The 21449-nt window shown below is 67.5% G+C and carries 18 protein-coding genes; 6 read left to right on the top strand and 12 right to left on the bottom strand.

The annotated features are described in order from the left end of the window. The first annotated feature begins 11 nt into the window (after positions 1-11). Positions 12-671: a hypothetical protein gene (locus WDM94_08160; protein MEJ0012586.1), complete on the top strand. Its 660-nt coding sequence runs from the start codon at positions 12-14 to the stop codon at positions 669-671. On the opposite strand, the gene WDM94_08155 is transcribed toward WDM94_08160, so the two are convergent. The 5 genes from WDM94_08155 to WDM94_08135 form a co-directional block, all read right to left on the bottom strand. Then, positions 668-2473 (bottom strand): potassium/proton antiporter, encoded by a 1806-nt coding sequence (locus tag WDM94_08155; protein MEJ0012585.1) that lies wholly within the window; start codon positions 2471-2473, stop codon positions 668-670. The genes WDM94_08160 and WDM94_08155 overlap by 4 nt on opposite strands. A 107-nt stretch (positions 2474-2580) precedes the next feature. Further along, complete coding sequence (locus tag WDM94_08150; GenBank protein MEJ0012584.1) at positions 2581-3801, bottom strand: beta-ketoacyl-[acyl-carrier-protein] synthase family protein; 1221 nt, start codon at positions 3799-3801, stop codon at positions 2581-2583. Then, the gene (locus WDM94_08145) at positions 3798-4070 is read right to left on the bottom strand and encodes an acyl carrier protein (GenBank protein ID MEJ0012583.1); all 273 of its coding nucleotides are present in this window, start codon (positions 4068-4070) and stop codon (positions 3798-3800) included. The genes WDM94_08150 and WDM94_08145 overlap by 4 nt, the downstream gene beginning before the upstream one ends. Positions 4071-4103: 33 nt before the next feature. Further along, a complete protein-coding gene (gene lpxD / locus WDM94_08140) occupies positions 4104-5168 on the bottom strand; it encodes a UDP-3-O-(3-hydroxymyristoyl)glucosamine N-acyltransferase (GenBank protein MEJ0012582.1) in 1065 nt (354 codons plus the stop codon). A gap of 31 nt (positions 5169-5199) precedes the next feature. Further along, positions 5200-6285 (bottom strand): anhydro-N-acetylmuramic acid kinase, encoded by a 1086-nt coding sequence (locus WDM94_08135; protein MEJ0012581.1) that lies wholly within the window; start codon positions 6283-6285, stop codon positions 5200-5202. Positions 6286-6363: 78 nt separating this feature from the next. Here WDM94_08135 and tyrS point away from each other — a divergent pair, with 78 nt between their 5' ends. Beyond that, positions 6364-7623 carry a tyrosine--tRNA ligase gene (gene tyrS, locus WDM94_08130; protein ID MEJ0012580.1) on the top strand — a complete coding sequence of 420 codons (1260 nt, stop codon included), beginning with the start codon at positions 6364-6366 and terminating at the stop codon, positions 7621-7623. Positions 7624-7655: 32 nt separating this feature from the next. Here tyrS and WDM94_08125 read toward each other — a convergent pair whose 3' ends face one another. Next, complete coding sequence (locus WDM94_08125; GenBank protein MEJ0012579.1) at positions 7656-10970, bottom strand: AsmA-like C-terminal region-containing protein; 3315 nt, start codon at positions 10968-10970, stop codon at positions 7656-7658. Between the two features lie 242 nt (positions 10971-11212). Here WDM94_08125 and WDM94_08120 point away from each other — a divergent pair, with 242 nt between their 5' ends. Both WDM94_08120 and WDM94_08115 read left to right on the top strand, forming a co-directional pair. After that, a complete protein-coding gene (locus WDM94_08120) occupies positions 11213-11680 on the top strand; it encodes a peroxiredoxin (GenBank protein ID MEJ0012578.1) in 468 nt (155 codons plus the stop codon). Between the two features lie 100 nt (positions 11681-11780). Further along, positions 11781-13124, top strand: a complete 1344-nt coding sequence (locus WDM94_08115) for a M23 family metallopeptidase (protein MEJ0012577.1) — start codon at positions 11781-11783, stop codon at positions 13122-13124. A 3-nt stretch (positions 13125-13127) separates the two neighbouring features. Here the strand turns inward: WDM94_08115 and WDM94_08110 are convergent, their stop codons facing one another. Further along, positions 13128-13718 carry an NAD(P)H-dependent oxidoreductase gene (locus WDM94_08110; GenBank protein MEJ0012576.1) on the bottom strand — a complete coding sequence of 197 codons (591 nt, stop codon included), beginning with the start codon at positions 13716-13718 and terminating at the stop codon, positions 13128-13130. Between the two features lie 91 nt (positions 13719-13809). On the opposite strand from WDM94_08110, the gene WDM94_08105 reads away from it, so the two are divergent. Next, the gene (locus WDM94_08105; GenBank protein MEJ0012575.1) at positions 13810-14244 is read left to right on the top strand and encodes a helix-turn-helix domain-containing protein; all 435 of its coding nucleotides are present in this window, start codon (positions 13810-13812) and stop codon (positions 14242-14244) included. A gap of 103 nt (positions 14245-14347) precedes the next feature. Here the strand turns inward: WDM94_08105 and prfB are convergent. Both prfB and WDM94_08095 read right to left on the bottom strand, forming a co-directional pair. Next, a protein-coding gene (gene prfB / locus WDM94_08100; GenBank protein MEJ0012574.1) for a peptide chain release factor 2 occupies positions 14348-15473 on the bottom strand; the annotation gives its coding sequence in 2 pieces (ribosomal slippage) (positions 14348-15403 and positions 15405-15473; 1125 coding nt in all). Positions 15474-15536: 63 nt separating this feature from the next. Continuing rightward, a complete protein-coding gene (locus WDM94_08095; protein MEJ0012573.1) occupies positions 15537-16532 on the bottom strand; it encodes an aldo/keto reductase in 996 nt (331 codons plus the stop codon). A gap of 77 nt (positions 16533-16609) precedes the next feature. Between WDM94_08095 and WDM94_08090 the strand changes: the two genes are divergently transcribed. Next, a complete protein-coding gene (locus WDM94_08090) occupies positions 16610-16921 on the top strand; it encodes a rhodanese-like domain-containing protein (GenBank protein MEJ0012572.1) in 312 nt (103 codons plus the stop codon). 38 nt (positions 16922-16959) lie between these two features. Here WDM94_08090 and WDM94_08085 read toward each other — a convergent pair whose 3' ends face one another. From WDM94_08085 to WDM94_08075, 3 genes are all read right to left on the bottom strand, one after another. Then, a complete protein-coding gene (locus WDM94_08085; protein MEJ0012571.1) occupies positions 16960-17436 on the bottom strand; it encodes a lysozyme inhibitor LprI family protein in 477 nt (158 codons plus the stop codon). A gap of 40 nt (positions 17437-17476) precedes the next feature. Next, the gene (locus tag WDM94_08080; GenBank protein ID MEJ0012570.1) at positions 17477-19948 is read right to left on the bottom strand and encodes a penicillin-binding protein 1A; all 2472 of its coding nucleotides are present in this window, start codon (positions 19946-19948) and stop codon (positions 17477-17479) included. 192 nt (positions 19949-20140) lie between these two features. Continuing rightward, the gene (locus WDM94_08075; GenBank protein ID MEJ0012569.1) at positions 20141-21442 is read right to left on the bottom strand and encodes a porin family protein; all 1302 of its coding nucleotides are present in this window, start codon (positions 21440-21442) and stop codon (positions 20141-20143) included. Between the last annotated feature and the right edge of the window lie 7 nt (positions 21443-21449).

The following is a 21449-nucleotide window of genomic DNA, read 5'->3' as shown; positions in this document are numbered from 1 at the left end:
CGAGGGCGAACGTGACCGGTCGGTTCGGCTTCTGGGCGGCGCTTGCCGCGTTCATCACCAGCGTGGGCTACGGGATACCGCAACTTCTGCAGGTCGCTGGCGTCCTGCACGACCCGTGGGACCGCATTCTCATATTCGCGCCGTCGCTGGCGCTCGCTCCGTCCTTCGTGCTGACGATGGCGGCCGTGCATGTCGCGGCGCCCGTGCGCCGGCGCGCGTTCAGCCTGTCGGCGCTGGGGCTGGCTGTGATGTATGCGACGCTGGTTTCCTCGGTCTATGTCACGCAGCTCACCGTCGTCATCCCGCACGACATCCGCGGCGACGGCGCCGCGGTCGCGATCTTTGCGTGCTGCGGCCAGGGTCAGTTCACCACCGGCCTCGACCTTCTCGGCTACACGCTGATGTCGCTCTCTACGCTGCTGGCCGCGCCCCTGTTCCGCGGTGCCGAGCGCTGGACCGGCTGGTGGCTTGCCGCCAACGGCATACTGGCGCCGTTCCTGATCGCGCAGGTGGCGTGGCCGTGGCTGATCTGCATCGGCGCGCTGTGGCTGATCACGTTCCCGGTGGCGATGTTCCTGGTGATGCGGTTCTTCGCCCGCACGCCAGAAGCGACGTTCGAGCTCCACGCACCGAACTTCGATGCGCGGCTGACGCTCGACGGCAGCGGCTAGGGCGAAGGCTTCCGGCCGAGCCACGCCCTGATCATCGCGATCAGCTCGCGCGGCGACTGGAACAGCGGGATGCGCGGCGGGGCGGCCGCGGCGTGCTCCATCGCCAGGCCGACTTCCTGGATCTCGTGGGCGGCGTTGACGCGGCGCACGATGATATCGACCGAGCCGACGGTGATGCGGTCGCCGGGCTCGATGTCGCCGGCGAGCTCGCGGCGGAGCAGCGCGCCGACGGTGATGTTCTCGTCGGCCGGCGGCAGCGTCATCGGGTAGGTGCGCGCAATGTCGATCATCTTGATGTCGGGCGTCAGCGCGAACTCGCCGTAGAGGCGCGGGTCATCAGCGCCTGGCGCGCGGCCGGAGAACAGGCGGTCGAGCAGCCCGACATATTCCGGCGTGGTGATGACGTAGATGCGGTCGCCGGCTTCGGGGCGGCCGAAGCGGTGCGGGCGCAGCGTCCGGCCGTTGCGGATGACCAGCGACGGGCGCGCCCAGCGCGGGATACGCTGGCCCTTGGCGACGGCGCTTTCGGGATGGACGACGTAGGCGACGATCTCGTGGTTGGCGCCGCCCGGCAGCTCCAGCTCGATGCGGTCGATCGGGCCGGAACGCTTCGGCACGATCAGGCCGAGGAAACGGGCGACCGGCCCGATGGTCCAGCCCTGGATGAGCAGCGAGGCGAGCACCACGACGAAGGCGACGTTGAACATCAGCCGCCCGTTGGGGAGCGCGGCGATGACTGGGAGCGTCGCGAGCAGGATGGAGACGGCGCCGCGCAAGCCCACCCACGAGATGAACGCCATTTCCTGCCGTGTGAAGCGGAAAGCGACGAGGCACACCCACACCGCCACCGGGCGGGCGACGAGGATGAGGAACGCCGCGAGCGTCAGCGCGCCGACGGCGACGGCCGGAAATTCGGACGGTGTCGCCAGCAGGCCGAGCGTCAGGAACATGGCGATCTGCGCCAGCCAGGTGATGCCCTCCTGGAAGCGCGCCAGCGTCACCGAGTGGCGCATGCGGGCGTTACCGGAGATGAGGCCGGCGATGTAGACGGCGAGGAAGCCGCTGCCCCAGGTCATCGCGGCGACGGCGTAAATGAGCAGCGCCATCGCCAGCACGACGACGGGATAAAGCGCGGTGTCGAACTTCGTCCGGTTGACGATCTGGATGATGGCGTAGCCGCCGATGACGCCGACTATGGCGCCGACGACGCCTTCCAGCAGCAGTTCGCCGATGATCGACACGCCGGCCTCGCTAAAGCCGTGGGCGCTGCCGATCGCGGCGATGAGCGCCAGCGTCAGGAAAATGGCGATCGGGTCGTTCGAGCCGGATTCCACCTCGAGCGTCGAGCGCACGAGGTCGCGGAGCGTGATGCCGCCGACGCGAAGCAGGAAGAAGACCGCCGCCGCGTCGGTCGGCGCGACGATGATGCCGAACAGCAGCCCCTCGCTCCACGTGACGTGGAAGATGGCCTGCGCGGCGAAGCCGACCAGCACGGCCGTGATGACGACGCCCACCGTCGACAGCGCCAGTGCCGGCAGGGCCGCGATCTTCAGCATGGCGAAGCGGGTGATGTACCCGGAATCGAACAGGATGATCGCCAGCGCGATCGAGCCCACGAAATAGGCGGCGCGCAGGTTGTCGAACTGGATGCCGATGCCGTCCTCGCCGGCGAGCAGGCCGACGCCGAGGAAGACAAGCAGCAATGGCGCGCCAAAACGGAGCGAGAGCAGGCTGGTGAAAGCCGCCGCCACGACGAGCGCCGCGCCGATCAGGATCGCGATGTTCATCGTGTCGAGAAGCATGCCGCCTCAGTCACCCTCGTCTGGCTGGGGCGCTCCGCAAATTGGCGCCAGAGTCAAACATGATGATTTGAGACGCGATGTCGAGGATTTCGTGCGGGAATATTTGCCTAAATGAAACGCCGGGCGGCGAGCACGGCGTTGAGGCCGCCGAAAGCGAAGGAATTGGAGATCGCGGTGTCGATCTTCATTTCGCGGGCGGCATTGGGGACGTAGTCGAGATCGCAGGCCGGGTCGGGGCCGAGGTAGCCCATGGTCGGCGGCACGACGCCGTCGCGGATCGCCAGCATCGCCGCCACAAATTCCAGCGCCCCGGCGGCGCCCAGCGCGTGCCCGACCATCGATTTCGTCGAGGAAATCGGGATCTTGGCCGCCCATTCGCCGAGCGATGCCTTCAGCGCCGCCGTCTCGGTCTGGTCGTTGGCCAGCGTCCCGGTGCCGTGGGCGTTGACGTAGGCGAGGTCGGCCGGGGCGAGGCCGGCATCCTTGAGGCAGCCGGTGATGGCGCGGGTCATGCCGCCGACGTCCGGGTTGGTCAGGTCCTCGGCGTCGGCGCTCATGCCGAAGCCGACGACCTCGCCGAGGATCGCGGCGCCGCGGGCCTTCGCCCCTTCCAGGGTTTCCAGCACCAGCATGGCGGCACCCTCACCGATCACCAGGCCCTTGCGGTCGCGCGAGAACGGGCGGCAGGCGTCGTTGGCCATGACGCGGAGTGCCTCCCAGCCTTTCAGCGTGCCGAGCGTGATGCAGGCTTCCGAGCCGCCGGCGACGGCGGCATCGGCCATGCCGGCGCGCACCATCTGATAAGCGAGGCCGATGGCGTGCGTCGCCGAGGCGCAGGCGCTGACGACGCCGAACGACGGGCCGCGAATGCCGACGTACATCGACACTTGGCTCGCCGGAGCGTTGGGCATCAGCTTGGGCACGCTCAGCGGATAGACGCGTGCCGCGTTCTCGCGATAGAGCCGCTTGAAGGAATCGTCGAGCGTATGGGCGCCGCCGATGCCCGTGCCGACGATGCAGGCGGTGCGCTCGGAGAGGCCGCGGTCGAAAGTGAGGCCGGATTGCGCCACCGCCTCGCGCGCCGCCACGACCGCGAATTGCGAGACGCGGTCGAGCGCCGAGATCTCGCGCTCGCTGAAATGGCGGAGCGGATCGAAATCCTTGATCTCCGCGACGACTTCCTTCTGCAGCAACTCGGGCGAAACCGACGTCGGCACGCCAATGCCGCTCCTGCCCGCCTTCAAGGCTTCCCAGTACGTCGCGGCGTCGAGGCCGACCGGCGAAAGCACGCCGAAGCCGGTAACGACGACGCGGTGGGCGCCGTTCACGTCGAGGCGTCCGCCGACTTCGATTCGTCGACCAGCCGCTGGATCGCCTTGACGACGTCGCCGACGGTGGAGAAATCCGTCGTCGCGCTATTGGCGTTGTACGGAATCTGGATGCCGAACTTCTCCTCGAGGTCGAAGATCATCTCGAGCGCGTCGATCGATTCCAGCCCCAGCGCCTGCAGGCTGTCGGTCGACTTGATGCCGGCCCGCCTGTCCTCGGGCACCTTCTTCGCGATGATGGCGATCACGTCAGCCGTTACGTCGGCCATTGTTCTCGGTCTCCCTGCCGTTGCCGTCTTTTGCTAGCCACCCTTGCCCGTCTTTTCCAGAGCTTCCAGCCGCTGCTTGAGGTCGGCGACCTTCGGATACAACGTCCGCAGGCGGCCAATGTTCATGTATCGCTCCAGCGTCGCCGCGTGCGGCGCGGCCGGCAGACCCGAAAACACGGTGCCGGCGGCAACGTTCGAGGCCAGGCCGGCGGCAGCCCCGATGGTGGAATCATCGCCAATGGTGAGGTGGTCGGCGATGCCGGCGCTGGCGCCGATCAGCACGCGGTCGCCGATGGTGACGCTACCGGCGATGCCGACCATGCCGCAGATCAGCGAACTCTCCCCGATGACGACGTTGTGGGCGATCTGCACCTGGTTGTCGATCTTGGTGCCGCGGCCGATTTTCGTATCGCGCAGCGTGCCGCGGTCGATGGTCGTGCCGGCGCCGATCTCGACGTCGTCGGCGATGACGACGGTGGCCAGCGAATGGATGCGGACCGGCGCCGGAATCGGATTGCGCGTGCCGTCCGGGTTGCGGACCGGGATGTAGGAGAAGCCGTCCGACCCGATCACGGTGTTGGCGGCGACGATCACCCGGTCGCCGATCCGGACGCGGTCGCCGATGCGGACGCCGGGATGGATGACGCAGTCGCGCCCGATGACGACGTCGGCGCCGATGGTGGCGCCGGGCAGGACGGCGGAGTTGGCGCCGACGGTGCTGCGCGCACCGACCACGGCGAGGGCGCCGACGCTGGCGCCTTCCGCGATCTTCGCATCGGCGGCGACGGCGGCATGCGGGTCGATGCCCGGCGCGGGGCGCGGGCCGCGGTCGAATAGCCGGGTAAGGATCGCCAGCGCCATGCGCTCGTGGCCGGTATACGCGATCGTCGCTACACCGTCCGGAACCCTGGCGCCGGCCTTAACGATGGCGGCGCCGGCTTTGGTCTCGGCCAGCGCGGGAATCGCGTCGTCGGTGAGCGCCATGGCGAGATCGGCGCGGCCCTCGGCGTCGGCCGGGTGGACGAGGCGCGCGACCTCGAGGGCGCCATCGCCCGTCACCTGCGCCCGCAAAGCCCCTGCAACATCAGCAAGTTTCATCCTCGGCTGATAGCCTACGCCCCCGCCGCTGTCACGGCCTTGCGACGAGGCCGCCGGTGGTCGGCTGTGGAACACCGGTCGTGCCGGGGAAGGTCAGCGGCAGGCCGCGGAGGCTGCGGACGGCCAGGAACGCGAACGCCTCGGCCTCGAGGAAATCGGGCGACCAGCCAAGGTCCGCCGCGCTCGCCACCGGTACGCCGGCTTCGGCGGCGAGGTTGTGCATGAGGACGGGATTGCTGGCGCCGCCGCCGGCAACGACGACGCGGTCGGCGCCGCCCGCCATCACAATGCCTTTCACGATGGTTCGAGAAGTGAAGGCGGCGAGCGTCGCGGCGCCGTCCTCGGTCGAGAGGTCTGCGACCGGCGCGGCGGAGAACGCGTTGCGGTCGAGCGACTTCGGGAACGGCCGCGCGAACCAGGGTGACGCCAGCAGCGCGTCCAGCGCTGCGGCATCGACGCGGCCGGCGGCGGCGAGCGTGCCGCCGGCGTCCATCGCGCGGCCGGTGCGGGCGCGGACGAAATCGTCGATCAGCGCGTTGCCCGGGCCGGTGTCGCCGGCGGCCAGCGAACCGTCAGCGCCGATGCGGGTGATGTTGGCGACGCCGCCGATGTTGACGATCGCCATGCTGCCGGAGAAGCGCGTGCGCACGAACAGCGCGCGGTGATAGACGGGCACCAGCGGCGCGCCCTGCCCGCCGGCGGCAACGTCGTTGGCGCGGAGATCGTGGACGACCGGCACGCCAAGGTGCTTTGCCAGCGCCGGGCCGTCGCCGATCTGCACCGTCATGCCTCGCTCGGGCGCGTGGAACACGGTCTGGCCGTGGAACCCGACCAGCTCGATTTTCATCGCGGGATTCTGGCGCAGCAGCAGTTCGGCTGCCGCGGCGTGGGCGTCTGTAACTATCCGCTCGGCCTTGGCCAGCGCCGGCGGCCGCTCGGCGCGATCGGTCAGCGTTGGCGCCTCGGCCACGGCGGCCCGCAGCGCCGACCGCTCCATGTCGGTGTAGGCGCGGAACAGGCGCGGCCCGAAGGCAGTGATCGACTGGCCGTCGGTCACCAGCACGGCGGCGTCCACCCCGTCCGTCGAGGTGCCGCTCATCATGCCGAGGACCGTCATTGCCGCCATCAGATACCGCCGACGTGAAATTCCCCGGCCGGCCTGCTATCTAGGCGGCCTCTCAGGGATAACGCGGTTATGACGGCATTCAAGTCCGACCTCCTGCGCACGCTTTCCGAGCGCGGCTTCATCCACCAGATATCCGACCCGGAAGGGCTGGACGCGAAGGCCGTTGCCGGGCGCATCACCGGCTACATCGGCTTCGATTGTACGGCGCCCAGCCTGCACGTCGGCAGCCTGGTGCAGATCATGATGCTGCGCTGGATGCAGAAGACCGGCCACCGGCCGATCGCGCTGATGGGCGGCGGCACGACGCGGGTCGGCGATCCTTCCGGCAAGGACGAGGCGCGCAAGCTGCTCTCGCTGGAGGACATCGAGGCCAACAAGGACAGCCTGAAGCAGGTGTTCGCCCGCTTCGTCGATTTCGACAGTGCGCTGATGATCGACAACGCCGAGTGGCTGGCGCCGCTCAACTATATCGACTTCCTGCGCGACGTCGGCCGCTACTTCTCGGTCAACCGCATGCTGGCGATGGATTCGGTCAGGCTCCGGCTGGAGCGCGAGCACGAGCTGTCGTTCCTCGAATTCAACTACATGGTGCTGCAGGCCTACGACTTCACCGAGCTCGCGCGCCGCCACGACTGCATCGTGCAGCTCGGCGGCTCCGACCAGTGGGGCAACATCGTCAACGGCATCGATCTCGGCCGGCGCATGGGCCTGCCGCAGATGTACGCGCTGACGACGCCGCTGATCACGACGTCATCGGGCGCCAAGATGGGCAAGACGGCGGCCGGCGCGATCTGGCTGAACGCCGATCGTTTGTCGCCTTACGAATACTGGCAGTTCTGGCGCAACACCGAAGACGCCGACGTCGCGCGCTTCCTCAGCCTGTTCACCGAATTGCCGCTCGACGAGGTGCGCCGCCTGTCCGAACTGCAGGGAGCCGAGGTCAACGAGGCGAAGAAGGTGCTGGCCAACGAGGCGACCGCCATGCTGCACGGCCGCGATGCCGCCGATGCGGCGGAGCAGACCGCGCGCCGGACCTTCGAGGAAGGCGGCGCCGGTGGCGACCTGCCGACGATCGACGTGCCGCTGACGGAACTCGCCGCCGGCATTCCGGTGCTGGCGCTGTTCGTGCGAGCCGGCCTCGCCGCATCCAACGGCGAGGCGCGCCGCGCCGTCGCCAATAACGCGCTCAGCGTCAACGACGTTCGCGTTACCGACGCGGCGGCGACGGTGAAGGCCGGCGATCTCAACGCCGACGGCGTGGTGAAGCTGTCGCACGGGCGCAAGAAGCACGTGCTCGTGCGCCCGAGCGGCGGCGGCGATTTCGTCTAGGCCGGCGCGCGCGCCCTCAATCGAACCGCCGACTACTGCGACGGGCGCTGGAACTCGAAAATCTTGCGGAAGATGCCGGGCGCCACCGCCGAGAGCGGGTTGAAGAACACCTCCGGCTGCGCGATCGGCCCGGCGACGCGGAAGGTGACGCCGAAGAGGCCCTCGCCCGGCCCACCGAGCGCCAGCCCGATGATCGGGATCTTGGTGAAAAGGTTGTTCAGCGCATAGGCCGGCAGGTAGGTGCCGGTGATATCGACCTGCGCCGCGGCGAGATCGTAGCGGCCGGAGAAGGTCGCGCCGACCGCGTCGCCCGAGAGCAGCGCGTCCTCGACCGCGATGACGTGATCGGTGCGGCGGAAGCGCGCCACCATACGGTCGAAGTGGACCGTCCGCAGGTTGGCGGCCGTCGCCGGCTGGCTGGGATCGGCGGCGATCACCTTGCTCAGCGCCGGCTCGTTGTTGACGTTGAAGCCGCTGATCTCGAGCGTGCCGAGCAGCGGGCCGGAGCGCGCCGCCTTGCCGGTCAGCGCGACCGTGCCGCCATCGACGTGGGTGTAGACGTTGGTGAAGCGCAGCAGCCGGCCGGCGTCGTTGGCGTTGGCCTGAAGCGTCGTGCCGTTCGGCTGCACGGCGAAGCCCAGCGAGATGTCGTCGCCGCCGAGTTTGCCGGCAAAGGTAACCTTCTGCGTTTCGCCGCCGACCGAGACCAGCGTCAGCGCGGCGTTGTCGACTTCCTCCTGGTTGAAGCCGATGAGGCGATCGATGCGCGCGTCGAGCGCGAGATCCGGGAAGCCGCCGGACTGGTCGTTCTTGTCGCGGACGTGGTCCATCATGCCGCGCAGGTCGAAGGAGTCGCCGCGCACCGTCAGCGCGTAGCCGCTCTTGCCGCGCGTCAGCTTCAGCGCGACCGAGTCGCCCGGGTGGAGCGACATGCGCGTGATGTCGGCGGATTGCAGGTTGTAGGTCTCGTCGAGTTTTGCCGAGCCGGCAAAACCGAAGCCGTCGCCGGTCAGCACCACGTTCTGCACGTCGTAGCCGGCGTTGGCCGGCTTGACGTCGAAGGTGAGCGAGGCCGGCACCCCGACGCCCTTGGTCCAGCCGATGCCTGGCAGGATGACGCGGGCGCGGCGGAGGTCGAGGTCGTAGTGCTGGCCGCCGCCGTTCGGCGCGTCGGTGACGAGCGCGCTGATCGTGCCGGACAGCACCTCGTCGAGCCCGACGCCGAAGCGCTTGCGCGCCTCCTCGTCGAGCAGCAGGCGGACGCGGCGGTCGCCGGGCGCGCTGTCGGCGCCGCCCGGGCCCATGGGGAACGACATCGACACGTCGGCGCCGACGCCGTCGATCTTGGCCTTGCCGTAGATGGCGACGTCGTCGGGGGTGACCGTGATGGCGACGTCGGCGGCGCTGACGTTGCGGCCCTCGACCGGCTTCTTGCTGGCGACGTCGTCGGTCTTGACCACGACCTTCCAGTCGACGTCGGCGTCGGTGATGCCGTCGCGGAGCGGCAGGCGGATCGAGACGTTGGCGGTGCCGGTGCCGGAGAGATCGCCCGGCGACAACTTGCGGCGGGCAAGGGCGCGGATCGGATCGGAGTCGGCGACCTCGGCCAGCGCTGCGGCATTGCCGGAAAGCTGAACCTCGATGATGCCGTCGGCCGGCCGCTTCGCCGTGTTGGGCACGGCGAAGGCGCCGTTGTCGACCGACACGGTGCCGGAGGGCACCTTCACTTCGCCCTTCTCGAGGTCGATGCCGACGGTCGAACCGGAAACCACGATATTGCCGGACGCGTTGACGATCGGCGGCAGCTTGCCGAACGTCGAGAAGGCGGCGCCGGCAAACTGCATGTTGAGCCGCATGGCGTCGTCCGGCAGCACCGGGCGCTTGCCGGTCCACAGCACGCCGGCGGGGATGGATGCCTCGAAGCGGCCCGAGACCAGATGGCCGGCGCTGACGTGCTGCATGACCCAGCGGCGCGCGCCCGGCGCGATCAGCGGCACCCACATCTGCTTCAGCGCGCCGGCGTCCATCGGCGAGAAGGTCGCGGCCATGGCAAGCGACGGCGTGACGCCGGAGAAGCCGAGGCTGCCGGCGGCGGCGACGGCCGCGTCCTGCGCCTGGATGACGGCGTTCTCGATGTTCAGCACCTTGGCGTTCATGTCGACGACGCCGTTGACGGCGATGCGCTGCGCGATCATCGGCGGCTCGCCGGAATCCTCCGGCGCCAGGATCGCGCCCGGCGACTCGAGCTCGAAGCCGTAGCGGCGGTCGGCGGCGTCGCCTTCGGGGAAGACGCGGCCGGTGACGACGCCGCGGCTCTGGCCGAAGTAGAACGTCGACGGATCGAGGATCATCGAGCGGCTGGGGACGTCCCAGTGGACCTTGACCGTCGCCTCGTCGAGCAGCACGGAGTCGCGATCCTCGCCAAAGCGGATCATACCGGCGCCGAAATCGAGGCGGGCGTCGGCATCCTCGACGGCGCCGTTCTTGTCGAAGCGGATGTTGGCGCGGCCGTAGAGCGGGATGTCGGCGGTGAGCAGCGAGTCGTCGTCGCCCAGCGTCGGGAAGATGTCGGCGATGGTGAGCTGGGAGAAGACCGCCGACATGACGTGGCTGCCTGAGCTCGCATCGACGGCGCGGTCGATGGTCGCCGTCCAGCGGCCGCCGTATCCGGAGGTGGCCAGCGTTACGTTCAGCGCCGCGGTCGTCTTGTCGAGGGCGACGTTGAGGTCGGTGCCGGGGAACCGGCGCTCCTGCCCGTTGGCGGACAGGTTGACGGTGCCGTTGACGACGGCGAAGCGCTCGAAGCCGGCGTTGATGGCGCCTTCGAGTTGCGGTTCGATGCCGCGATCCATGAGGTAGAGGGCGGCGAGCAGATCGGGGAAGCCGCCGTCGGCGGCGTCGATCTCGGCCGGCGACGGCGTCGGCGCGGCGGTCGCCGGCCGCTGCGGCGCCGGCGTATCCGCCGTGCCGAGGTAGATCGAGCCCTCGGCGCCGCGCGCGAACGAAATCTCGGGGCTCGACAGTTCGACCTGCTTCACCTCGACGCGCAGTCCGATCAGCGCGTACGGATCGATGGCGAAGCGGGTCGAGGGAACGTGCGCGACCACCGACTTGTTGGCATCCTTGACGTCGATGTCGTCGACGCGAACGGTCAGCCCGAGCACGGGATCGAGGTCGACGACGGCGCGGCCGACCGAAACGTCGTAGGCCGATCCGAGGTTCTGGCGGATGATCGAGGCGACGCGCTCGCGCACGATGCCGAATTCGGTCGGGCCGGTGAGCAGGATCAGCGTCCCGCCGAGCGCGGCGATGACCAGCACGAGGAGAACGATCAGCGCAACGCGCACCGCCAGGCGCGCGCGCGGCGGCCGCTGGCGCAGCGGACGGCTGGCCTGCTCGGAGGGATGCTGATTAAGGCGCAGATTCAGGTTTATGACGCCCTCGCCGGCGGTTCCCTCACGCGGACTCGACGCCCGATCACGTCGCCCTGCCCTTCATAATCAGGAACCGGGGCCAAGGCGAGGGGCGGCTGGCGTCGCCATGGCCGCAGTGACACAGTCGCAGCAGCGCACGAAAAGACGAGGACATCATGACGACGGCGACCAAGGCGAAACTCGCCCCGGATTTCGATCTCGAAACCGACGGCGGCGGCCGGATCAAGCTCTCCGCCCTCAAGGGGAAGAAGGTCGTCCTCTACTTCTATCCCAAGGACGACACGACCGGCTGCACGCTGGAAGCGATCGATTTCACCAAGTCCGCCAAGGCCTTCGCCAAGGCGGGCGCGGTCGTCATCGGCGTCTCGCCCGATACCGTGAAGGCGCACGACAAATTCAAAGCGAAACACTCCTTGGGAATCACCCTCGCCGCCGACCCCGAGAAACAGGCCATCGAGGCCTATGGCCTGTGGGTCGAAAAATCGATGTACGGGCGGAAATACATGGGCGTGGAGCGGGCGACCTTCCTCATCGGACCGGACCGCCGGATCGTCCAGGAATGGCGCAAAGTGAAGGTTCCCGGCCATGTCGAGGCGGTTCTGGCAGCCGCCGAGGCCCTCTGAACCCCGCAGAAATGCTGATCCGTTAGGGATTGTTAACCTTAACCGGGTCTAATCGCCTCATCGGTTTCTTGCGAAGCGCAACAATCGGTGAGAGTGCGTAATGGCTGCCGGAATTCCCTTCTCGCATTCCTTCGCCCGTCGTAAGCCGCCTCATCGCATCATTATCGCCCAGGGCGAGAATGTGCGGAGCTTCACGATACGGCCGTGGCTTATCGCCGTCGTGGGCGGCACCGCGCTGGTGTTCGGGCTCCTGTATCTCGCCGCCACCGGCTACCTGGTCTTCCGCGACGATCTGCTTGCCGCCTCGATCGCCTCGAAGGGGCGGATGCAGCACGCCTACGAGGACCGAATCGCATCGCTCAGGGCCGACATCGATCGGCTGACCAGCCGCCAGCTCCTCAACCAGGAAGCCGTCGAGGCCGAGATGGACCGCCTCTCCGGCCGCCAGGCGGCGCTCGACGCGCGCCAGGACTCGATCGCCGGCCTCAGCCAGGCGGCGAAGCGCGCCGGCATCGACCCGACCGACATTCCAGCGCCGGCCGCCGCCGACGCCACGCCGGACGACCCGCAGGACGACGAATTGAACGGCCCGGCCGATTCGGAAGTCGACAAGGACCAGACCACCGGCAGCATCGCGCCGGTGCAGGCCGGCGTGCTGCCGCTGGCCTTCGCGGGCCTGCGCTCCGGCGATCAGCCCGACGTCGCCGCCAAAAGCCCGCAGGCGCAACTGGCCGCGGTCGATGCATCGCTCGATGCGCTCGCCAAGGACCAGGTCGCCTACGTCGATACGATCGCGTCGCGCGTGTCGCAGCACACCGACAAGATCGCCAACATCCTCAAGGGCCTCGGCCAGCGGGTGCCGCCGTCGCGCGCCGCCACCGAGGATGGCGTCGGCGGGCCGCTCGTCGAGATCGACGAAGACGCCGATCCCGACACCTTCCGTTCCAGCGTCGATCTGATATCTGGCGAGATCGAGCGCTTCGGCGCGGTTCGCCGTATCGTCGGGCAGCTCCCCCTCACCCGCCCGATGAGTTCGCCGATCACCAGCGGCTACGGCGCGCGCCTCGATCCGTTCCTCGGGCGCCCGGCGATGCATACCGGCGTCGATTTCCGCGCGCCCTCCGGCTTCCCGGCGCGCGCCACCGCCGGCGGCACGGTCATCACCGCCGAGTACAGCGGCGGCTACGGCAACATGGTCGAGATCGACCACGGCAACGGCATCACGACCCGCTACGGCCACCTGTCGGAGATCGACGTCGTCGTCGGCCAGGTCGTCGCGAAGGACGCGATCATCGGACACACCGGTTCCACGGGGCGCTCCACCGGCCCGCACCTCCACTACGAGGTGCGGGTCGACGGGGCTGCCATCGACCCGATGATCTGGATAAAGGCCGGCAAGGAACTGGCGCCGCTGATGGCCGCAGCCGGCGGCACGCCAGGATAAGGCTTAGCCGGCCTTGGTGGCCGCTGCCGCCTTCTCGCGCACGCCCTTCAGCGCGGTCGCCCACGACGTAAGCTGATCGAGCATCAAGTTGACCTGGGCCTTGTGGCTTTCGGCAGGCTTGAACGCCGAGAAATTCTCGAAGTCCGTATAGAGCGACAGCGAGACGTGGGCGCGGACGTCCGCGATCTGCAGCTCGGCCATGACGCCGCGGAGGTGCTCGACCGCGCGGACACCGCCGGTCGTGCCGTAGCTGATGAAGCCGGCCGCCTTGTTGGTCCACTCGTGATAGACGAAATCGATCGCGTTCTTGAGCGAGCCCGAGAAGCTGTGGTTGTACTCCGGGGTCAGGAACACGTACCCGTCCAGCGATGCGACCTTGGCCGACCACTTCTTCGTGTGCTCATGCTCGTACTTGAGCATGGACGGCGGCAGCGGCTCGTCGAGGTTCGGCAGGTTGTAGTCGGCAATATCGACGTACTCGAAACTGACATCGGCGGCCGGACGGGCCTTGGCGATGTCGAGGGCCCATTTGGCGACGGTCTCGCCGCGGGTGTTCGGACGGGTCGTGCCGCTGAAAATTCCGATTTTGAGCATGGTGAGGCGCTGTCCTTGAGGGCGTGGTATAGAAAAGTGTGTGACAGGCGATAAGTGACCGCCTGACGCCGGCCGACAAGGAGGCACCTTTATGAAACCGGGTTCCCTGCACCTCACTGAACCCTGCCGCCGAATCAGCGCCCTTCTGGCGCAGGTCGGCGATAAATGGACCCTGCTCGTGGTGCGCGACCTCAGCAACGGACCGCGCCGCTTCAGCGAAATCCGCCGGGCGCTGGGCTCGATCTCGCAGAAGATGCTGACGACGACGCTGCGGGCGCTGGAACGCAACGGGTTCGTCACCCGCACGGTGTTCCCGACCGTGCCGCCGCGCGTCGACTACGCGCTGACCAGCCTCGGCCGCGACCTGCTGGTCCCGGTGAGTGCGCTCAGCGAATGGGCGCTGAAGAATGCCGAGCGGGTGGAAAGCGCGCAGAAGAAATTTGACGAGACGCGCGCCCCGGCGAAGCCGAGCGCGAAGGTGCGCCGGGCACCGAACGGCAACGGGCTGCACGACAGCGCCAATTAGGTCGCTGCGGCTTCCTCTCTATCTCCGCTCTTCCGGCGAAATCGGGGTTGAGCGAGGAGGAGGAGAAATCCCGTACCTGCCGACAAAGGGGACGAGCGGCAAACTAGGTCGCGGCAGCGGCTTCCGTGTCGGCGCCGATGCGCTGCGCGAGCGAAGCCTCCATGAACGGCAGCAGGTCGCCGTTCAGGACGCGCTGCGGGTCGGTGCTTTCGACGCCGGTGCGGAGATCCTTCACCAACTGGTACGGCTGCAGCACGTAGCTGCGGATCTGGTGGCCCCAGCCGATGTCTGTCTTGGAGGCGGACTCCACCGCCGCCGCCGCCTCGCGCTTCTCGATCTCGAGTTCGTAGAGCCGCGCGCGCAGCATCTTCCAGGCGGTGGCGCGGTTCTTGTGCTGCGAGCGTTCGCTTTGGCAGGCAACGGCGATCCCGGTCGGGATGTGCGTCAGGCGGATCGCGGAGTCGGTGGTATTGACGTGCTGACCGCCCTTGCCCGAGGCGCGGTAGGTATCGACGCGGATGTCCTTCTCGTCGATCTCGATGTTGATGGTGTCGTCGATGACCGGATAGACCCAGACGCTGGCGAACGACGTATGCCGCCGCGCCTGGCTGTCGAACGGCGAGATGCGCACTAGGCGATGGACGCCGGACTCGGTCTTCAGCCAGCCGTAGGCGCTCGGTCCTTTGACCTCCAGCGTCACCGACTTCAGGCCGGCCTCTTCGCCATCGTGATACTCGAGGATCGTGACCTTGTAGCCGTTCTGCTCGGCGAAGCGCGTGTACATGCGCATCAGCATCGCCGCCCAGTCCTGGGACTCGGTGCCGCCGGCGCCGGCGTGGATTTCAAGATAGGCGTCGTTGCCGTCGGCCTCGCCGGACAGCATCGTCTCGATCTGGCGGCGCTCAGCCTCGGCGCGGAGCGCCTTCAGCGTCGCCTCGGCTTCCTCGACGATTGCCGCGTCGCCCTCGGCCTCGCCGAGTTCGATCAGGCCCACCTGATCGGCAACCTCGCGCTCGAATTTCTCCACCGCAGCGATGCCGTCGGAAAGCTGCTGGCGCTCGCGCATCAGCTTCTGCGCCTTCTCCGGCGAATTCCAGAAGTCGGGGCCCTCGACCTGAGCGTTCAGCTCGGCGAGGCGCTGCTTGGCGCGATCCCAGTCAAAGATGCCTCCTCAGCAGGCCGGTCACCTGCTGGATCTCGTCGACGGTTGTCTGGATTTCGGGGCGCATGATCGCGGCTATGTAGGCGGCGGCGGGCGGTGTGTAAACCACCCTCGCCCGCCGCCGCTATGGCTATCGGTCGATGGTCGCCATGGTGCGGTCGTTGTAGCGCTTGCCGGAGACCTTGCCGGGCGCCAGCGCCGCGTCGAGTGCCTGCATGTCGGCGGGCCCCAGCTTGATGTCCGCCGCGGCGACGTTCTCTTCCAGATATTTGCGCCGCTTGGTGCCGGGGATCGGAACGATGTCGTCGCCTTTGTGCAGCACCCAGGCGAGTGCGATCTGGCCGGGCTTCGCGCCCTTGGCCGACGCGATGTCGCGCACGACCTTCGCCGCCGCGACGTTAGCGTCGTAGTTGGCGCCGACGTAACGCGGATCGGTGTGGCGGTGATCGTTCGGCGGATATTCCTCGGCGCGCTTGACCTCGCCGGTCAGGAAGCCGCGGCCGAGCGGCGAGAACGGCACCAGGCCGATGCCCAGTTCGCGCAGCGCCGGGATCACGTCGCCTTCGAGGTTGCGTTCCCACAGCGAGTATTCGCTCTGCACCGCCGACACAGGATGGACGGCGTGGGCGCGGCTGATGTTGGCGACACCGGCCTCGGACAGTCCGAAATAGCGCGCCTTACCTTCCTTTATGAGATCGGCGACCGTGCCGGCGACGTCCTCCATCGGCACCGCCGGATCGACGCGATGCTGGTAGATCAGATCGACGTGATCGGTGGCGAGGCGGCGAAGCGAACCTTCCACGGCGGCGCGGATGGTCGCCGGGCGGCTGTCGCGGTCGGTGCCCTTCTGCTTCCCTGCCTCGAGCCGGAAACCAAACTTGGTGGCGATGGTGACTTCGGCACGGCGGCCCTTGAGCGCGCGGCCGAGCAGCTCCTCGTTGGTGTACGGGCCGTAGACCTCGGCCGTGTCGAGGAAGGTGCAGCCCAGTTCGATGGCGCGATGAAGCGTGGCGATCGATTCACTTTCGTCGGCCGGGCCATAGGACTGGCTCATGCCCATGCAGCCGAGGCCGATCGCCGATACGGTGAGGCCCTGCGACCCCAACTTGCGTTTGCCGAGTGGCATTTTTCTTCTCCGAAGCGTATGCGAGTGCCCGCCCTGTCCCCTGATCTCGCGCCCGCCGCGACCTATATGCAAGCGCCATGAAAACAATCGATGCCGAAGCCGCCGCGCAACTGATGGAAGGCGGAGCGCTGATGGTCGATGTGCGCGAGGCCGGCGAATTCGCGCAGGCGCGCATCCCGGGCTCGGTCAACGTGGCGCTCAGCGAATTCGAGGCGAGCGACATCCCGGCGGCGGAAGGCCAGCCGGTGGTCTTCTTCTGCCAGAGCGGCAACCGCACGCGGGTCCACGCGGCGCGGCTCGCGGCCAGGAACGCCGACGCCTACGTGCTCGGCGGCGGCATCATCGAATGGGCGCAGGCGGGATTGCCGATCGAGACCGGCAGCGATTGAGGGGCGCTCGAATCGCGGGCTGACGGAGCGTGAGGTCGCTAGTGGTCGTACCACCACGCGAAGTTTTCGAGATCCTCGCTCCACTGCGCGGCATGCTTGCCGTGGCAAGTGTTGAAAAGCAGGGCGGCGATAGTGCCTGAGAAGTTCCGGTAGGGCGCGCAAAAGCCGTCCGCCCACGCGCGCCAATTTTCATTCGCCTGTATGAAGGCGGGTCGGTCAGCGACCGGCGCGACTCTAAGTACCCGCTCGTAAGCCTCCGCCATTCTTTGCCCCCAAGCCAGGCGCGCGAGCCCGGAGCAAAAATTCAGCTCACGCTGGTTGCCATGCGACGGCATGTCATCGGCGCAGCCATCGATTGTTTGCTTCCAGCATCGTTCAGCGGAAGCAGTGGCCGGGAATGCCAGGCACTTGTCGATAATTTCCCTTGCCAAACCGACGCCATTGTTTTCATCCCACGCCTGCGCGGCCGATGGCACGGAAGAGCCGCCAAGCACCGTCGCGACAAGCCCGATCAAGGACAAACCCGCGGCGTACCGTCGGCGCTGGCTCACGAGGCTAGTACAGCCCGCCCGTCCCCGAGATCACGGCGCGGTCCGATTCCGGCGCCACCGTCAGCGGGCGGCCCATCGTGTCGGTGTAGCCGATGATGGAATACGTATCCGGCGGCGCGGTGCCCGGCTTGAAGGCTTCCAGGATCGTGCCCGGGTCGCCGGCTTCGGCGCGCAGGCCGGTGTGGCGGTCGATCGGGATGAAGTTCATGCCCGGCGGCACGCGGAACGGGATCGGCGGCTTGTCGGCGAGCGCCTGCTGCATGAATTCGGTGAACACGGGCGCGGCGAGCGAGCCGCCGGTCTCGCCCTCGCCGAGGTTCCTCGGCTTGTCGTAGCCGATGAAGACGCCGGCGACGAGATCGGGCGAATAGCCGACGAACCACGCATCGTTCTGGTCGTTGGTGGTGCCGGTCTTGCCGGCGACCGGCTTGCCGATCGCCTTGGCCGCCGTGCCGGTGCCGCGCGTCACCACGCCTTCCAGCATCGACGTCATCTGGTAGGCGGTCATCGGGTCGAGCACCTGCTCGCTGTTGTCGACGATCTGCGGCTCGTCCTGCCCGTGCCAGCTGTCGGCGTCGCAACCCTCGCAGACGCGATCCTCGTGCTTGAAGATGGTCTGGCCGTAGCGGTTCTGGATGCGGTCGATGAGCGTCGGGCGCACCTCGCGGCCGCCGTTGGCGAACACCGAGTAGCCGGCGGTCATGCGCAGCACGGTCGTCTCGCCGGCGCCGAGCGCCATCGCCAGCACCGGAGAGAGGTTGTCGTAGATGCCGAACCGGCGGCCGTACTCGGCGATCAACGGCATGCCCATGTCCTGCGCCAGGCGCACGGTCATGACGTTGCGCGACAGCTCGATGCCGGTGCGCAGCGTCGATGGGCCGTAGTATTCGCCGGAGTAGTTTTCCGGCCGCCACATGCCCAGCCCATTACCCTGATCGATCTCGATCGGCGCGTCCATGATCACCGACGACGGCGTGTAGCCGTTGTCGAGCGCGGCCGAATAGACGAACGGCTTGAACGAGGAGCCCGGCTGGCGATAGGCCTGCGTGGCGCGGTTGAACTGGCTTTCGGCATAGGAGAAGCCGCCGACCATGGCGAGCACGCGGCCGGTGTGCGGGTCCATCGCGACCAGCGCGCCCTCGACCTGCGGCACCTGGCGAAGATTGTAGGCGCCGGCGGCGCCGTCGGCCGGCGATACGTAGACGACGTCGCCGACGTGGAGCAGATCGCCCATCGCCTTGACGGCGGTGCCCTTCTGGCCGGCCGCCGCCGCGACCAGTTTCCATTTGGTGCCCTTGAACGGGATGACGCCGATGTCGCGGGCGGCGTCGACCTTGGTCGTCCCGGTCGCGAGGTCGGGCCGCAGCCCGATCTGCGCCTGGTCGGGCGACACGTTCAGCACGATGGCGAGGCGCCAGTCGGTGAGGTCGGAAAGCGGCGTCACCGCCGCGACCTTCGGACCCCAGTCGCCCGACATGTCGTCGACGTGCTGCACGGGACCGCGCCAGCCAAGCCCGGTGTCGTAAGCGGTGAGGCCGTCGACCAGCGCCTGCCGCGCCATCACCTGCATGGCGGGGACGAGCGAGGTACGCACCGACAGGCCGCCCTCGTACAGCGTCTTCTCGCCGAACATGGACGAAAGCTGGCGGCGCACTTCCTCGACGAAATAGTCGGCGGCGAAGATCGTCGGGCCGGTGGTGCGCAGCTTGACGCCCAGCGGATCCTTCTTCGCCTTCTCGCCGTCGGCGGCGCTGACGTAGCCGTTCTCGACCATGCGGTCGATCACCCAGTTGCGGCGCTCGAGCGCGCGGTCGGGATACTTGAACGGGTTGTAGTTGTTGGGCCCCTTCGGCAGCGCCGCGAGGTAGGCGGTCTCGGCGAGCGTCAGCTCGTGCACCGACTTGTCGAAGTAGGTGAGCGCGGCGGAGGCGACGCCGTAGGAGCCGAGGCCGAGGAAAATTTCGTTGAGGTAGAGCTCGAGGATCTTGTCCTTCGAGTAGGCCTGCTCGATGCGCAGCGACAGGATCGCTTCCTGCACCTTGCGCTGCCAGGTCTGGTCGAGCGTCAGGAGGAAGTTGCGGGCGACCTGCTGGGTGATGGTCGAGGCGCCGACCAGGCGGTTGCGGTTGCCGGTGAGGTAGCCTTCGCCGTTCTGCAGGAAGGCGCGCGCGATGCCCTGATAATCGAGGCCGGCGTGCTGGTAGAAGTTCTTGTCCTCGGCCGAGATGAAGGCGTTCTTGATCTGGTCGGGGATCGCCTGGATCGGCAGGTAGAGCCGGCGCTCGGTGGCGTACTCGGCGACCAACTGGCCGTCGGCGGCATGGACGCGGGTCATCACCGGCGGCTCGTACTTGGCGAGCACGTCGTAGTTAGGCAGGTCCTGGGTCATCCCCGAGACGTACCAGGCAACAGCACCCGCAGCGGCAAGGAAGAGCACGGCACCGATCCCGAAAAGGTAGCCGATGAGTCGTAGTATCATATCGTGTCCACAAGTCCGGCCGATGGCACCGAAAACCGGCGGAAGTCGGCACTTTCCGACGCAACGCGGTGCCGGCCGATAACCGCGGTTATGCGGCAGCGTTTGTGGAGAAACTAGGGCCGCCGTGGCTCGCGTCGGTAGTAGCGCGGATCGCGTTGTTTTTCAGCAACTATTCTTGCCGGCCCGCGCCTAGTACTTCTTGCTGAGAAAGAGGCCGATCGTGTGGGACCTGTAGGAATAGAGCTGCACGTTCGAGTCGTTCTGTGTGTAGGTGTATTCGATCTTCGGCGCGAAGCCCTTCCATGAAAGATTACGAAAGGTAACCGCGAGGTCGATGCTCAACTGGCCGTCCGCGCGCGGCCGTCCGGTCAGCGGGAAATTGGCGCGGTAGGTCCGCCACTGATACGCCACCTGGGCGCTGCCAAGCATTCCCCATGGCAATTCTTTGTAGAGCTCGATCGACGGCTTGTAGCCGTCATAGCCATTGAATGTCGCGTCCGTATTTGCCCTTGAATAGGCGAAGCCGAGACCGAACGATGAGGACGGTGTCAGGCTCTGGCGATAGCGGATGGCGAAATCAGTTTCGTCGCCACTCAGGCCTGTCAGGTCATCGTAGCCGATCTTCCGCCAGCCTGCCGTGGCGACGACGCCGCCAAAGCGTCCGAGATCGCGGCTGAACGACAATTGTGGGCCGTAGTCCCAATTGTATCCGCGCCAGCCCATCACCGCGCGATCGCCGGCGAGGCCAACGCCGACGCGCCACTTCGGCGCTGTGTACGCGAACTCGGCAAACGCGGAGCCGTACACCTGATCGAACGTCGAGTCGGCGTAGAGATTGCCGCTCGAGCGACCGCCGAAGGTCAAATCCCACTTCGGGCTGAGGTCGAAGCGGTAGGTCCCGGCCACGCCGAAGCTGGCGCCGATGCCGCTTTTGCTTTCGTGGCTCGCTGCGTCGAACGGCACGCCGCCGATGACCACCGTATCGCCGCTAACGCCATTGTTGATGTTGGTGCTTGGGGCGAGCGCGACATATGCATCCAGGGTCCACGGACGCTTCTGGCGTATCGCGTTCAGGTAGCTGTCATAGAAACTGCGCTGCTGCGCGTCGGTACTCGAGTCCGCCAAACGCTGGAAATTGAATGAGGCGCCTTCGGTGTCGCCCATCCGAAGGAGAGTGTCGGCGAGTTCGCCACGCACACGCGTCAGATTTGGGTTGCGGGAGAGTATCGCGCGCATCCTCCTGGCCGCCTCGTCGTAGCGACCCTCGACCTTGAGAATGAGCGCATCGACAAAGGCGATTTCCAGCGCGCCGTTTGCAGTACCTGCCGAAGCCTTGGCGACGAAAGCGCGCGCCGCATCGTATCGGCCGCTTTCGATCAGGCTCTTCAGCGTAGAAAAATTATCGGCGTGTGCCGCCGCGAATGGCAGCAGCAAAAACAATGCAAACAGGAGACCCGGGAGCCTCCTGTTCATGGCGCGCGAGAAATTCATAGGGGTC

Origin of the sequence: Bauldia sp. (assembly GCA_037200845.1) — a bacterium.
Classification (GTDB): Bacteria; Pseudomonadota; Alphaproteobacteria; order Rhizobiales; family Kaistiaceae; genus DASZQY01.
The sequence above is the reverse complement of the archived record's forward strand: the minus strand, read 5'-3'. Positions and strand labels throughout refer to the sequence as shown.